The following is a 13,652-nucleotide window of genomic DNA, read 5'->3' as shown; positions in this document are numbered from 1 at the left end:
GAAAGGAATACGAGAATGAAACCTCTCAAAACTGCGGCAGTGGCTTTTATGCTTGCAGTTATTGCGGTCGGGCTTTTTCTGTTCTGGCGGCATGAGGAACGGTATCCATCCACCCAGGACGCCTATGTGGGCGCGAATATCATTTATGTGGCGGCTCAGGTCACCGGTCAGGTGGCCGACTTGCATGTTCTGGAAAGTCAGCCTGTGAAAAAAGGCGATCTTCTGTTCACTATCGATGATAGGCAATTCAAGGCTTCTGTGGACGAGGCCAAAGCCAATTTGGACAGTGCTATGCAACAGGCCAAGTCCTACTCGACTCAGATTACAGCCGCCGAAGCTTCAGTAGAAAGCGCACAATCGGCATATGACACGGCGAACAAAAGCTTCGAACGTGCAAAGGTGCTGTTTTCAACAGGCGATGTCGCACAGGCGTCGCTGGATCAGACGACTTCTCAGTTTGCGCAAGCTTCGGCAAGGTTGACGACCAGCCAGTCCAGCCTGTTGGCGCTGCAAAGCGGGTTGGAAGCGAAACAGGACGATATCCTGTCCTCGCAAGCACAGCTTGAAATTGCTGAAACCAACCTTGCCTGGACGAAAGTCTATGCTGCGGCGGACGGATGGATTGCCAACCTGACCTTGCGGCCCGGATCGTCGGTGTCCGCCAACGCCCCGCAGTTTTCGATTGTTGAGGCGTCTGAGTGGTGGGTGGACGCCAATTTCAAGGAAACCGCTTTGGCACGCATTCACGCCGGACAGCCTGTGACTGTGCAAGTCGATATGCTGCCCGGAGTAACCCTGACCGGCAAGGTGGCTTCAATCGGGCGCGGGTCAGGGGACACGTTTTCTTTGTTGCCTTCCGAAAATTCGAGCGGGAATTGGGTTAAGGTCACCCGGCGATTTCCGGTTCGGATAGAGCTTGACCCGACCGATGCGCCCTTGCGGGTCGGAGGCAGCAGCAAAGTCGTGGTAGACACAACAGGTCCGGCGGACGGCAAATGACCTCTGTGGCGTCCAGCCATGTGAATCCGGTGATCGTCATCGCCGTGGTTCTCAGCGCCATATTGGAGGTCTTGGACAGTACGATCGTCAATGTAGCCTTGCCGCATATACAGGCGGCCTTTGGGGCGACCACCGATCAGGCGACGTGGATATTGACCAGCTACATCGTGTCGGCGGTTGTCATCATGCCGCTGACAGGGTTCGTCGCCCGACGCGTTGGAAGGCGGCGGCTGATCCTGACCGCGGTGACCGGGTTTGCCGCCATGTCTGTGTTGTGCGGATTGTCGTGGAGCCTCGAGGTCATCGTGGCCTTTCGGCTGGCGCAGGGCATGTTCGGGGCCTTTCTGATCCCGTTGTCGCAATCCATCCTGTTTGATGCCTTCCCGCGGGAAAAGCGCGGGCAGGCGATGGCTATCTTTGGTCTGGGTGTCGTGGTGGCCCCGGTTCTGGGGCCTACAGTTGGCGCAATCCTGACGGAGTATTTTTCCTGGCGGATGGTCTTCTTCGTCAACCTTCCGGTCGCTGCTCTGGCCTTGCTTCTGCTGGCCGGAGAATTGCCTGATGACAAAACCGAGGACGTGGAGATCGACTGGAAAGGTCTGGCTCTGCTGGCACTGGGGATCGGGTGCCTGCAATTCGTTCTGGATCAGGGCGAAACCATGGATTGGCTTTCGTCCCGCGTCATCCAGCTGGCCGCGATCGTTTCGGTTCTGGGGGCTTTGGGATTTGTCTTTCACGCCTCAACCGCGCAAAACTCGATCGTAGACCTGCGCCTGTTTGCAGATCGAAACTTTGCTCTATGTAACCTGATCATCGCCGGTTTTGCTGTTTCCCTGTTCGGTGGCATCGCGATTTTGCCAACGCTTGTTCAAAGCCTGCTGGACTTTCCAGTAATTGCCTCGGGCCATCTTTTCATACCGCGCGGATTGACTGCAGGGTTGTCCATGGTTCTGACCGGCGCGGTGCTGGTAAACCGCTTTGATCCCCGCCTGCTGGCCGGAACCGGTTTGTTGCTGACGGCAATCGGGAATTTCATGATGGGCGCCATCAACCTCAATGCCGGCTTTTGGGAGTTGGCATGGCCGGGAGCGGTCAGCGGTCTGGGTATGGGGTTGGTGTTTGTGCCAATGTCGATATTGGCATTCGAGAGCATCAGCAAAGGCCGGCAGGACGAAGCCTCGGGTCTTTTCAACGTGACGCGGCAATTGGGATCATCAGTTGGTATTTCGCTGGTCGGCACATGGGTCGTACGCGGCTTGCAGACGAACACGGCGGTGCTGAGCCAGAATGTGACGCCATACAATCCTGCGGCACAAGCCTATCTGAGCCCGCTTGGCCTTGCACCTGACAGCGCTGAGGGGGCTGCGATATTGGGGCAGGAAATCATGAAACAGGCAGAGATGATTTCCTATCTGACTGTTTTCAACAATCTGGGCCTTTTGGCAGTGGCGACAATTCCCCTGCTTTTCTTTTGTCGCGCACCAAAGCCGGGGTCACAGACTGCCGCCCACGTGCACTAACGCATCAGGGTCAGGCCCAACCAAAGGGCGAACCAGCACAGGGCTAGGCTGATCAGGATATTGCCTGCTGCCAGAACCAGTGTGCGCTCGCGCCGAAGTTCGAGAGATTGATAGGCAAAGCTGGAGAACGTGGTAAACCCGCCGCAGAATCCAAAGACCAGCCGTCTTTGGTCCTCGGGGATGTCGACAGGGCCGCCCAGATAGCCGATCCAGATCCCCAGCAGCAGGCTGCCCACTACATTGACGATCAACGTTGACAAGGGCAAATCATGCCGCACTTTTAAAGCCAGCCAATGACGTAGGATCGCCCCCAGGCCCCCGCCCAGTCCGAACATCACATGAAGATAGAGGTCGTTCATGACGAAGAGCTTCCGGAATGAAAACGGCGTCCCAGCTTTTCTCCGACCAGCGCAGCGCCAATGCCAAAAGCGATTTCCAAACCGACTGCAAGCGGGACGGCCCACAGATCGCTTTCGGCAATACGTTCTAGATCAGCCACAAACGACGAAAAAGTTGATAACCCGCCGCAAAATCCAACTGCGCCCAGATGCAGCACATGAGCATGCACCTTGTGGCGCACGGAATAGAGCCATCCCAACACGAAACACGCCGCGACGTTAATGCCGAAGGTCGAGGTTAGGAAACTGAGGCCGGGAATGTCCAGTGCAAACGCTTCTCGCAACAAGGACCCCAGCGCTCCGCCCACGAAGACGGCAAGAAACATAAGGCTTTTTCGGTCACGCCGGGGTTGGGAATGCGTCTTTACCAAATGTTGACCTATCGTTTTCTGGTGTGGGTTGCATATCTACCAGCGGCGTTCGGTTCAACCGGCGAATAGGCCATAACACGGCCTCATGATATCGTCCCTGATTGGATTAAATCCATCAAAGGGTTGCAATCAAAAATCAATCTGTTTCACGTTGGTTGCAATTGGCGAGCCATATCAGTCGGCCAGCGACATGAGGAGATCGGAACATGATTGTACGCAGAATATATTACTTTCTGAGCTATTTGTGCCTGCCGCTCGTGTTGCTTCTTGGGTTCTTCTGGCCCCCCGTGCATTGGCTTTTGATCCTTCTGGTGCCTTACGCGATCATCGGTTTTTATGACATCATGACCACCAAGCATAATGTACTGAACAACTATCCCGTTCTGGGACATTTCCGGTACATGCTGGAATTTGTGAGCCCGGAAATCCGCCAGTACTTCGTTGAAACCAATGAAAGCGGCCGACCTTTCAACCGGATCATTCGTGGCTTGGTTTATTCCCGGGCCAAAGGTCAGATGGACACACAGCCCTTTGGAACTCAATACGACATTACCGAGGTTGGCTATCACCGGGCAAATCACTCGCTTGCGCCCAAACACGTGGACAAAAGCGAAGATCGCCTGATGTTGGGTGGTCCACAATGCACGCAGCCTTATAGTGCCTCGCGCCTCAATGTGTCCGCCATGAGCTTTGGCGCGCTCAGTGCGAACGCCATCCGCGCACTCAATGGCGGGGCCAAGGATGGGGGGTTCGCCCACAACACGGGCGAAGGCGGATTGTCACCACATCATCTGGCCGAAGGTGGGGATATCATCTGGCAGATCGGCACCGGCTATTTCGGATGTCGCACCCCGGAAGGCGGGTTTGACAAAGAGAAATTTGCCGAAAGGGCCACAAAGGACGTGGTCAAGGCAATCGAGATCAAGTTGTCACAGGGCGCCAAACCTGCGCATGGCGGTGTTCTGCCCGCTGCCAAAGTCGATGCCGAGATTGCTGAAATTCGCGGTGTGCCCGAGCATCAGGATGTGATTTCACCCCCAACCCACAGTGCCTTTGAAGGCCCTACAGGCCTGCTGCATTTCGTTCAACATTTGCGCGAAATGTCGGGCGGCAAACCCGTCGGGTTCAAGCTGTGTATCGGCAATCCGTCCGAGTTCATGGCGATTTGCAAGGCGATGCTGGAAACAGGAATTCTGCCGGACTTCATTACCATAGACGGATCAGAAGGGGGCACCGGTGCTGCCCCTGTCGAGTTCACCAACCGTTTGGGTATGCCTCTGAATGAAGCGTTGATTTTCGTAAGTAACTGCCTGCGGGGCGTTGGGTTGCGGGACAAGATCCGGATCATTTGTTCGGGCAAGGTGGCCACCGGATACGACATGGTCGAGAAATTCGCGTTGGGCGCAGATATGTGCAACGCGGCGCGCGCGATGATGTTTGCGATCGGTTGTATTCAGGCCTTACATTGCAACACCAATCGCTGCCCGTCCGGGGTGGCCACGCAAGATCCGGTGCGCGGGCGCGCTGTGAACATCCCGCAAAAACGCCAGCGCGTTCATCGCTATCATGATGCCACGCTGGAAAGCTTCCGCGAACTTTTGGGTGCGATGGGCAAGGAAAAAGTATCCGAGCTGCACCCGCGCGACATATTACGCCGCACAGCGGACGAGCATGAACGCACCTATGGTGAGCTATACACTTACTTGGAAGATGGCGCGCTGCTGGCGGATGACATTCCAGAGGAGTTTGCAGCGGACTGGAAACGAGCTACGGCGGCTCATTTCTAAGACGCGGCTCATAAAACAGTATGTTAAAGCGGGAACAATTGTGGGCGAACGGTTGCCCACTCTCACTGCCGCGACATGCGCCTTCCTCTATCGCGGATTGGACCTTGGATTGTTGGCCACATGCGTGTTGATCCTGCGAATGCTCCATTCAACAGCATCGCGCATTGCGCGCCCCAAGGCTAAATCAAACGCTTCAATCAGGTCGGGTGTCTGTTCGCTTGCTGCAACGACGTTTTCCTGGAACGAGCTTGAGGCAATGATCTTGTCTTCGTATTCGTCGATGACCTTGATGTTCATGCGCACTTCGATGCGAACTTTGTTTCCGTTTTCAGGGTCCGGGACAACAATGCCCTGAAACTCGCGCAGATCAGGGGCGATTACATAGTCCGCACGTAGACCAACCGTTGAGCGACCGACGGCGGCAACTTTGCCGGAATTCTCGTAGCTTTCGACCAACAGCGTCTGGACGATCAAAGGCGCGCGATCCACCCAGCGGGCACGCGGCAAGTACTGAACCTGCAACGGGGTTGGTTGAATGGCGATCTGATCTGTGTTCACTGCGGCGGTTGCTGTTGGTTCCTCGACTACGATCTGTTTCTGTATTCGGGGCAGCGCAGACGAGAATGTGCTTTTAGGCGTCAGCAGATACAAATCGTTGGGTTTCGCAGCCTGCTTCAAAGTGCCCAGACCGGCGCATCCGCTGATCAATGCAACCGCCAGAATTGCAAAAACGGGTTTGATCATTGACGGAACTCCGATGCTTGAGTGCCCAACAGGAAACGCGCAGGATCACGTTCGATCTTGTCCGCCAGACGATCGAGACTGATCACCAGACGCTGGGATTCTTCTATGAAACGGATAAATTGCGGCAGGCCCACGCGCAGGAAATCCGACACCTGACGGCGATTGTTCTGCACGATGTCGTCTATGGTACCCAGCAACTCGGACGCTGAGTTCGATGCGCTTAGGACATCGTCCGAAATCTGGTCGATTTTTTCAGTGATGTTCGAGACCGTCTCGGTCACCTGGTTGGCCGCTTTTCGGATATCTTCTGCAACAGGCGCCACGTTTTCGTCCATAACGCGATTGGCTGAATCGAATGCTGTTTCAGCCGAAGCAAGCGCCCCTTTGGCGGTCTCCATCGCGGAGGTTATCGAACCGAGCGTTGTATTGGCGTTCAGCACGGTTTCGTTCACGATCCCCAGCGTGACGCTGCCCTCGTCCGACAAAAGGGTCAGGCGTTCGGCCAGTTGTGACCCGCGTTCGATGAAGGGTCGAATGTCTTGTTGCAGGATACGGTCTGCTGTCTGGATCGTCGTTTTTGCTTCGTCCAGCGCGGTCTTAGCAGACTCGGACGCTGTTTTGACCGAGTTAAGTGTATCTGTGCCGGTCTTGAGTGTCGTTTCTGCTGTTTCTATCAGAGGGTCCAGACGTTTTGAGAACTCGCCAATATCCTTGGCTGCACTGCCAATGTCGCTGGCAACGGACTCGAAGCTTGTTAAAGTCTTGTCCAGTCGCCCCGTGGCAGAGGCAAGGTTGTCCAGAATGCTGCTCACGGCCTCCCGGTTCTTGTCGTCAACGACCTTATTCAGGCTTTCCAGAAGCGTAACGGCCTCGTCCAGCACTTTTGGTGCGCCTTCAAACAAAGACTGGATCGTGCTGCGCTTGCTTTGAATAACGCTGTCCTGCGGCAAACGTTTGGCGGTCGGCGACCCGCCGGTAAGTTCGACATAGCCGACGCCGGTTACCCCTAATGACTGAAGCTGAGCGATTGTTTCGTCGGTAATTGGAATATCGGCATCCACTTCAATCCTCACACGCACCTTGGATGGGTCGCTTTCGTCGAGGTTAAGTGAAATCACCTGCCCGACAGGCAAACCGTTGAAATTCACCCCACCGGCTGCCGACAGGCCCGAGACATTATCGAACAAAACATCGTAATAAGCATATTGGCGGGTGACTTCGAATTTGGCCAACCACAGAAAGAAGCCGAACACGCCCAAAATACCCGCAAGGGTAAACGCGCCGATCAGGATGTAGTTTGCTCTGGTCTCCATCGCCTTTACCTGTCCTGACCCTTCTGCTGCGCCGCGCGGGCGCGGGGGCCTGTGAAATATTCCTGCACCCAAGGATGATCTACCTTGGTCATTTCCTCAATCGGACCTTCAACCAGCACGCGTTTTTCTGCAAGCACTGCAATTCGGTCACAGATGGCGTAAAGGCTGTCCAGGTCATGGGTGACCATGAAAACCGTCAATCCCAAAGCCTGCTGCAATTCGCCGATCAACTCATCATAGGCAGCCGCGCCAATAGGGTCCAATCCGGCGGTTGGTTCGTCCAGAAAAACGATTTCGGGATCAAGCGCCAGCGCCCGGGCAAGGGCGGCGCGCTTGCGCATGCCGCCCGACAGCTCCGATGGAAATTTGCCACAACTCAGTTGGGGAAGGCCTACAAGGCTGATCTTCAACGCGCCCAGAGATTCCATCAGTTTTTCACTGAGGCCTGTATGTTCTCGCAGCGGGGCCATCACGTTTTGCAGCACGGTCAGCGATGAAAACAGTGCCCCGTCCTGAAAGGCCACACCCCAGTGACGTTCAATTCTGCGGCGATCTTCCTCGGGACCGTTTAGAACATCGACACCCAACACCTCGATACTGCCTGCCGCAGGTTTGTTCAAACCTACGATTGTTCGAAGCAGAACGGATTTGCCTGTACCGGATCCGCCAACGATACCCAGAACCTCACCGCGCCAGACGTCGAGGTTCAGATCGTCATGAACCACCTGCGTTCCAAATTGGTTTCTGAGACCACGAACTTGGATCACGGCTTCTCGCTGCTTCGCGGTAGACGCTGGTATCTGTTGCATGCCACCGTTCATGTCAGATCCCGATCTCGGAAAAGAAAATCGAAAACAGGGCGTCGATGGCAATCACCATGAAAATGGATTGCACGACCGATGCCGTTGTCCGCTGCCCGACGCTTTGCGCCGAGCCCTTGACCTGCATGGCCTGCCAGCAGGCGATAACGCCGATAACCAATGCAAAGAATGGTGCCTTTATCAAACCAACCGCAAGCTGCCAGACGTCGGTGTTTTCTTTCAAACGGGTGATAAACATGCCCGGGCTTACGCCTAGGTCGATCCAGCTCATCAAGGCGCCACCGAACAGGCCCGCCATATCTGCGACAAAGCCAAGGATAGGTAGCATAATCAACAAAGCCAGAACACGCGGAATGACCAGGACCTCGATCGGGTCAAGGCCAAGTGTTCGCATGGCATCAATCTCTTCCTGCACTTTCATCGAACCGATGGAGGCCGTGAAGGCAGACCCCGAGCGACCAGCGACAATAATGGCTGTCAGCAAGATCCCCAGCTCTCGCAAGATCGAGATTGAGATCAGCTCGACCACAAAGATTTCTGCACCGAACTGCTTCAACTGTGTTGCGCCCTGAAAGGCCAGTACAACGCCGATCAAAAAACCCATCAGGGCCACGATGGGCAGGGCTTTGACGCCGGTTTCTTCCATGTGCGTGACCAACGCTGCCCGGCGCAGACGCCAGGGTTTGATCAGGGTTCGGAACAAGCGGTTCAGCGTAAGGCCCAGAAACTCGAGGATTGATAGGGTGTCCTTCCAGGCTCCGAACGTACCCTGACCGACTTGGGCGACCCAGTCCGCAAAACCGCGCGGTTCTTCAAGATGTCCGGGCTTGTCCGGGATGCTGCGGGTGACAGTATCAATCAAGGCCGCATGTGCGGGTTTCACACCTTGAAACTCTAGCGTGGCGCCGTTTGACGTGAACCTCCGGCCAAGGTCTGCAACCAGCCACGCGCCACCGGTATCCAGCGCTTCAACCCCGGACAGGTCCAAAATGACACTGTCACCGGAAGGTTGGATTGCAGCAAAGTCACGCTCCACGTCTTGCAAGGATTGCGTGAGCAACCCACCGGAGATGCGCACATAAGTGCCGCTGGCATCGCGCTCTGAAGTGATCGTTGGCTGCGTCATGCTGCCATGTGAATCAAAACTTTCAAAGCCCGCAATGACTTTGTGCGATCCGGTCGGGTTTTTGCCGCGGGGAATGGCCTAGGCGTCACGCTGTGCCCCGCATAGGGGCTTTCAAGAATTGAAATAAGTTTTTCAGCGAAAAAGAAAGCAGCGAACTATCCGACTAATCGGTTGCGTGAAGACGGGAAGCGGGACACAGTCCGCTGCGGAACCCAGGGTGCGGAATCGGAGAAGTCGGTATGCCTCACGCCAAGAATGTCCTGTTCATCATCATCGATCAATTGCGGGCCGATTGCCTGAATGGTGCGTTGGCTGAACATGTGAACCTTCCGAACCTTCGGGCTTTTATGGATGAGGCCGTAACCTTCACGCGGCATTTTTCGGTCACCAACCCCTGCGGCCCATCCCGTGCGTCACTTCTGACCGGTCAATATGCGATGAACCATCGCTCTGTGCGAAACGGTACTCCGCTGCGCCATGACACCCCGAACATTGCCACAGAAATGCGCAAAGCCGGATACATGCCGATGCTGTTCGGGTACACAGATACCTCTGCCGATCCTCGTGTTCACGATGCAAACGATCCGGTGCTTAAATCTTATGAGCAATCGATGAACGGGTTCCTCGAAATTGTCGAAATGCGGCTTGAAGAGTCATATCCATGGCAATCGCATCTGATGAAAAAAGGGTATGAATTCGAGGCGTATTGGGATGTCTACAAGCCCGTCTCGCCAGACGGCCAGTCGCCCAAGTTGAACGATCCTGCTTTGTATAAGGCGGAGGACAGCGATACAGCGTTCCTGACTGATGCGTTCCTGGACGGGATCGCGCCCCATTGCGGTCAAGGTTGGTTTGCCCACCTGACATACATCCGCCCGCATCCGCCTTTGGTCGCCCCGGCCCCGTACAATGACATGTACGATCCGGCGCACATCCCTCTGCCGCAGCGGTTACCGAGCGAAGCCGCTGAAAAAGAACTTCACCCGTTCTTCGGGCCAAAACTGGATGTCTACACGGCAAAAGAGTTCGTGCATGGCTTTGATGAGGTTGAGGCGACGGACGAAAACGTACGTACTTTGCGCGCCATATATCTGGGGTTGGCAACCGAGGTCGATCATCACATCGGCCGCGTCGTTCAATATCTCAAGGACAGTGGCCAATACGACGACACCTTGCTGGTGATCACTGCGGACCATGGCGAAATGCTCGGGGATCGGCATAGCTGGGGAAAGATGACGGTTTATGATGCGGCCTATCACACGCCACTGATGATCCGCATGCCGGGGAATGAGGCCAGAGCCGGTGCGCAGATAACCGTTCCAACCGAGTCTGTTGATGTCACACCGACGATCCTGAATTGGATTGGCCAGACTGCGCCGAACGCAATGGATGGCCGGTCTTTGCTGCCTTTGTTGCATGGTAGTATTCCCGATGACTGGCGCGGTTATTCCTTCAGCGAGCTGGACTTCTCGGAACCCGAAAACCCGACCCTCTGGCAGCGGCGATTGGGGACGGGCAACAGTGACTCGTGTCTTGGAATTTTACGGGACGAACGGTTCACATTGATCGAATTTGCAGCTGACCTGCCGCCGATCCTGTTCGATCATCACGGTCAGGGAGAGTTCGAGAACGTAGCGGAGAATCCCGAGTTTGCATCTGATCTCGCCCGTTTGAGCAGACAGATGCTGCGTCATCGGATGCGGAACATGGATCATACCTTGTCGCTGCATTCGATCACCTCTGAAGGTGCCAAATCGCGCCCCAGATATTAGATTCGCATCTCGCTTTCGCCGCAATCGTAACGGATGCCCTCGTCCAGGCGTTCAACACGGCGCACCTTACGCCAATTCCACTACCAGTGCATTGTATCTGATGGTACGCAGGGGCTGTGGAGAGGACGACCTTGGACATTACCGAACAACGCATAAAGGCGATGACGACCGCTGGTTTGAACCTCATCGGTCAGGCGCTATCCATCTATGACAGCAAACTGCAACTGGTGCTCAGCAATCGCCGTTTCAAGGAAATGTTCGATCTGCCGGATGAGTTGGTCCAACGCGGAGCGCTGTTTCGCGATACCATCTATTTTCTCGCCAGCCGAGGCGAATATGGCGACGATGAAAGCGTGGAAGACATGGTCAAGCTGCGCGTCGAGCAGGCCTTGGCGTTCGAGCCTCACTATATGGAGCGGGTTCGGCCTAACGGGCAGGTCATCTCGATAGAAGGTGCGCCGCTGCCGCAAGGCGGGTGGGTTGCGGTATACACCGACATAACCGGGACCCGGCGTGCAGAAAACCTTTTGCGGGCGCGATCAGAGGAATTGTCGGAGCAACTTTTGAGCCACGCCGAAGAACTGTCTGCGACCAACCGCAAGCTTGCGGCCACGATTGCAGCGCTGGAAGAGGCCAAGCGCGAATTGACCGAGATCGAAGCGCGCACACGTATGACGACCGAGATGATGCCGGCTCATATCGCCCATTTGGATAGCGCTGGGCGTTATGACTATTCGAACCGGCGCCTGAGTGCGGTCATGCCCGGACGTCCGTCCGAAATTCTGGGGCTCCACATCTCCGAGGCGCTTGGGCCTGTTGCTTTTCGGCGTGTCGAAACGCATCTGGCAAAAGCGTATGACGGCGAAACATCCGTTTTTGAGTTCAACGAGGATCAGGATTCCCGCCGCATCCGTGTTTCCTTTACACCGGATGGAGCAGGGGGCGTCTATGTGATGTCGGTAGACATCACCGAAGAAACACAAGCACGCGTTGCATTGCAACAAACGCGTCGTCGGGCGATGGCCGCCCAGATGACAAGCGGTTTGGCGCATGATTTTTCCAATCTGCTGACGATTATCCTCGGGATGCAGTCCAGACTGGACAAAATGGATCTATCTGAAGAGGCGCACGAGCTTGTAGCCGCGACCCAACAGACGGCACGTCGAGGCGGCCAGTTGCTGAACCGGATTGCAGACATGACCGGAAACCGCACGCCACATCCTCAGGCCACGGATATGCGAGCGTTGCTGGAAGACCTTAGAATATTGGCCTCTCCATCTTTGCCGCGTGGCGTGGGTTTGTCCGTAGTTAACACCTTGCCGGATCAGGCGCTGATGCTGGATCCGGGGATGGTGCAGGATGCTTTGCTGAATCTTGTACTGAATGCTCGGGATGCCTGTGGCAGTTCGGGCCAGATCACCATAAGTGCGCATGCTATCGGTGAAATATGGGTTGAAGTGACCGTTTCGGACACTGGATCTGGGTTTTCGTCCGAGGCGCTCGAAAAGGCGCTGAACCCCTTTTTTACCACCAAAGGCAGTGACGGGTCCGGGCTGGGCTTGCCCATGGTGTATGACACCGTAAAACTCGCCGGTGGCGACCTGCATCTCAAAAACACGCCGTCTGGCGCGTCCGTTGTGCTACGGTTGCCTTATCGTCCCGCTCCACCTGTGCAAAACGGTCTGGTGCTGTTGGTTGAGGACAGTGAGGATTTGCGTGGTCAGTTTCGGGATATGCTGGTCGAGCTGGGCTTTGCCGTCATCGAAGCGAACTCGGTCGATGAAGCACTGGCGTTGATAGAAAGTGTTGAAAGCATTTCACTTGTCCTGTCTGATATTCGTCTGGAAGGAAGTGGTACCGGTCTGGATATTCTGAAACAGGTGAAGCCCGGATTATCGTGTATCCTTATGACATCTTTACCTAATTCTGACCCGTTGTATCAGCGCGCCCTTGCTTTGGCCCCGTTGTTGCGTAAACCGTTTTCGCAGGCACAATTGTCTGCTTTGATCCAAACCGAGGCCACCTGATGACGCAACCGCTTGTCACTATACTCGATGACGAGCCCGAAATTCGTCGCATTCTGACGGATGCACTGGAAGATGCCGGTTTCAGAACGCAGAGTTTTTCGCGGGCGCGTGAGTTTGAAGCTGCGCTCAATCGTGTGACGCCCGATGTCTGCCTCGTCGATTTGTCCTTGCCGGATACCGACGGGTTGGCTTTGGTTCATAGACTGGCGCTTGAGCAAGGCGCGGCAGTGATCATTGTTTCCGGGCGGGCGCAGGTTCAGGATCGTGTGACAGGGCTGGAGCTTGGCGCGGACGACTATATTACTAAACCGTTCGACCCAGCAGAAGTTGTGGCGCGGATCAGGGCCAGATTAAGGGCCCCTCGCAGTCAGACTTCACATTCGGACAGGGCCGAATTCAACGGCTGGACCGCTCATTTCGACCGTTACATTCTTGAGGATGGTTCCGGTGTTGAAACACCTTTCAGCCATGCTGAGGGCGAAGTGCTGCGTCTGTTTCTGGAAAGCCCCAAGCGCCTGATCAGCAGAGGGCAAATGCAGGAATCTCTGGGTGGCGCGGCGGGTGACAGTTTTGACCGGGCCATGGATGTTCGAATTTCAAGATTGCGTACCAAACTGGGCGAGGACCCAAAGAACCCGCGTCTGATCAAGACGATCTACGGCGCGGGGTACATATTTCTGGGTGATGTGAACTGGAAGTAAGTGCTGTCCAAGCTGTTCGATTCGCTCACGAGATGACGCAGGTCTTGGTGACAGCGATGTAAATTTGAAATAG

Annotated in this window: 12 protein-coding genes; 6 read left to right on the top strand and 6 right to left on the bottom strand. The window is 55.4% G+C overall.

The window, feature by feature from the left end:
• Positions 1 to 15 precede the first annotated feature (15 nt).
• Both ACR0LF_RS09695 and ACR0LF_RS09690 read left to right on the top strand, forming a co-directional pair.
• Positions 16 to 999, top strand: a complete 984-nt coding sequence (locus ACR0LF_RS09695) for an HlyD family secretion protein (RefSeq protein ID WP_480576249.1) — start codon at positions 16 to 18, stop codon at positions 997 to 999.
• A complete protein-coding gene (locus ACR0LF_RS09690) occupies positions 996 to 2,519 on the top strand; it encodes a DHA2 family efflux MFS transporter permease subunit (protein WP_480576252.1) in 1,524 nt (507 codons plus the stop codon). The genes ACR0LF_RS09695 and ACR0LF_RS09690 overlap by 4 nt, the downstream gene beginning before the upstream one ends.
• Here ACR0LF_RS09690 and crcB read toward each other — a convergent pair.
• Entirely contained in the window at positions 2,516 to 2,878 is a 363-nt protein-coding gene (crcB, locus tag ACR0LF_RS09685; protein ID WP_480576255.1) for a fluoride efflux transporter CrcB, read from the bottom strand. The two genes, ACR0LF_RS09690 and crcB, sit on opposite strands and share 4 nt — an antisense overlap.
• Positions 2,875 to 3,243 carry a fluoride efflux transporter FluC gene (locus ACR0LF_RS09680; RefSeq protein ID WP_480576258.1) on the bottom strand — a complete coding sequence of 123 codons (369 nt, stop codon included), beginning with the start codon at positions 3,241 to 3,243 and terminating at the stop codon, positions 2,875 to 2,877. Before ACR0LF_RS09680 ends, crcB begins: the two co-directional genes overlap by 4 nt.
• 251 nt (positions 3,244 to 3,494) lie before the next feature.
• Between ACR0LF_RS09680 and ACR0LF_RS09675 the strand changes: the two genes are divergently transcribed.
• Positions 3,495 to 5,075 carry an FMN-binding glutamate synthase family protein gene (locus tag ACR0LF_RS09675; RefSeq protein WP_480576261.1) on the top strand — a complete coding sequence of 527 codons (1,581 nt, stop codon included), beginning with the start codon at positions 3,495 to 3,497 and terminating at the stop codon, positions 5,073 to 5,075.
• An 87-nt stretch (positions 5,076 to 5,162) separates the two neighbouring features.
• Here the strand turns inward: ACR0LF_RS09675 and ACR0LF_RS09670 are convergent, their stop codons facing one another.
• From ACR0LF_RS09670 to ACR0LF_RS09655, 4 genes are read right to left on the bottom strand one after another with little or no spacing between them, the layout of a single operon-like run.
• Complete coding sequence (locus tag ACR0LF_RS09670) at positions 5,163 to 5,819, bottom strand: ABC-type transport auxiliary lipoprotein family protein (protein ID WP_480576264.1); 657 nt, start codon at positions 5,817 to 5,819, stop codon at positions 5,163 to 5,165.
• On the bottom strand, positions 5,816 to 7,132 hold the full coding sequence (locus tag ACR0LF_RS09665; RefSeq protein WP_480576267.1) for an MlaD family protein: 1,317 nt from the start codon (positions 7,130 to 7,132) through the stop codon (positions 5,816 to 5,818). The genes ACR0LF_RS09670 and ACR0LF_RS09665 overlap by 4 nt, the downstream gene beginning before the upstream one ends.
• Positions 7,133 to 7,137: 5 nt before the next feature.
• Positions 7,138 to 7,941: an ABC transporter ATP-binding protein gene (locus ACR0LF_RS09660; RefSeq protein WP_480576270.1), complete on the bottom strand. Its 804-nt coding sequence runs from the start codon at positions 7,939 to 7,941 to the stop codon at positions 7,138 to 7,140.
• A 13-nt stretch (positions 7,942 to 7,954) separates the two neighbouring features.
• Positions 7,955 to 9,079: an ABC transporter permease gene (locus ACR0LF_RS09655; RefSeq protein WP_480576272.1), complete on the bottom strand. Its 1,125-nt coding sequence runs from the start codon at positions 9,077 to 9,079 to the stop codon at positions 7,955 to 7,957.
• Between the two features lie 239 nt (positions 9,080 to 9,318).
• Between ACR0LF_RS09655 and ACR0LF_RS09650 the strand changes: the two genes are divergently transcribed.
• From ACR0LF_RS09650 to ACR0LF_RS09640, 3 genes are all read left to right on the top strand, one after another.
• Positions 9,319 to 10,851 (top strand): alkaline phosphatase family protein, encoded by a 1,533-nt coding sequence (locus tag ACR0LF_RS09650; protein ID WP_480576275.1) that lies wholly within the window; start codon positions 9,319 to 9,321, stop codon positions 10,849 to 10,851.
• A gap of 131 nt (positions 10,852 to 10,982) precedes the next feature.
• Complete coding sequence (locus ACR0LF_RS09645) at positions 10,983 to 12,878, top strand: PAS-domain containing protein (RefSeq protein WP_480856271.1); 1,896 nt, start codon at positions 10,983 to 10,985, stop codon at positions 12,876 to 12,878.
• Entirely contained in the window at positions 12,878 to 13,579 is a 702-nt protein-coding gene (locus ACR0LF_RS09640) for a response regulator transcription factor (protein WP_480576281.1), read from the top strand. Before ACR0LF_RS09645 ends, ACR0LF_RS09640 begins: the two co-directional genes overlap by 1 nt.
• Positions 13,580 to 13,652: the final 73 nt, after the last annotated feature.

It is taken from the genome of Ruegeria sp. E8, from assembly GCF_056533985.1.
The sequence above is the reverse complement of the archived record's forward strand: the minus strand, read 5'-3'. Positions and strand labels throughout refer to the sequence as shown.

Coding starts and splice junctions, on each gene's coding strand:
- crcB (WP_480576255.1), bottom strand. CDS start 2,878: ATGAACGACCTCTATCTTCATGTGATGTTCGGACTGGGCGGGGGCCTG.
- ACR0LF_RS09665 (WP_480576267.1), bottom strand. CDS start 7,132: ATGGAGACCAGAGCAAACTACATCCTGATCGGCGCGTTTACCCTTGCG.
- ACR0LF_RS09660 (WP_480576270.1), bottom strand. CDS start 7,941: ATGCAACAGATACCAGCGTCTACCGCGAAGCAGCGAGAAGCCGTGATC.
- ACR0LF_RS09695 (WP_480576249.1), top strand. CDS start 16: ATGAAACCTCTCAAAACTGCGGCAGTGGCTTTTATGCTTGCAGTTATT.
- ACR0LF_RS09640 (WP_480576281.1), top strand. CDS start 12,878: ATGACGCAACCGCTTGTCACTATACTCGATGACGAGCCCGAAATTCGT.
- ACR0LF_RS09690 (WP_480576252.1), top strand. CDS start 996: ATGACCTCTGTGGCGTCCAGCCATGTGAATCCGGTGATCGTCATCGCC.
- ACR0LF_RS09680 (WP_480576258.1), bottom strand. CDS start 3,243: ATGTTTCTTGCCGTCTTCGTGGGCGGAGCGCTGGGGTCCTTGTTGCGA.
- ACR0LF_RS09655 (WP_480576272.1), bottom strand. CDS start 9,079: ATGACGCAGCCAACGATCACTTCAGAGCGCGATGCCAGCGGCACTTAT.
- ACR0LF_RS09650 (WP_480576275.1), top strand. CDS start 9,319: ATGCCTCACGCCAAGAATGTCCTGTTCATCATCATCGATCAATTGCGG.
- ACR0LF_RS09675 (WP_480576261.1), top strand. CDS start 3,495: ATGATTGTACGCAGAATATATTACTTTCTGAGCTATTTGTGCCTGCCG.
- ACR0LF_RS09670 (WP_480576264.1), bottom strand. CDS start 5,819: ATGATCAAACCCGTTTTTGCAATTCTGGCGGTTGCATTGATCAGCGGA.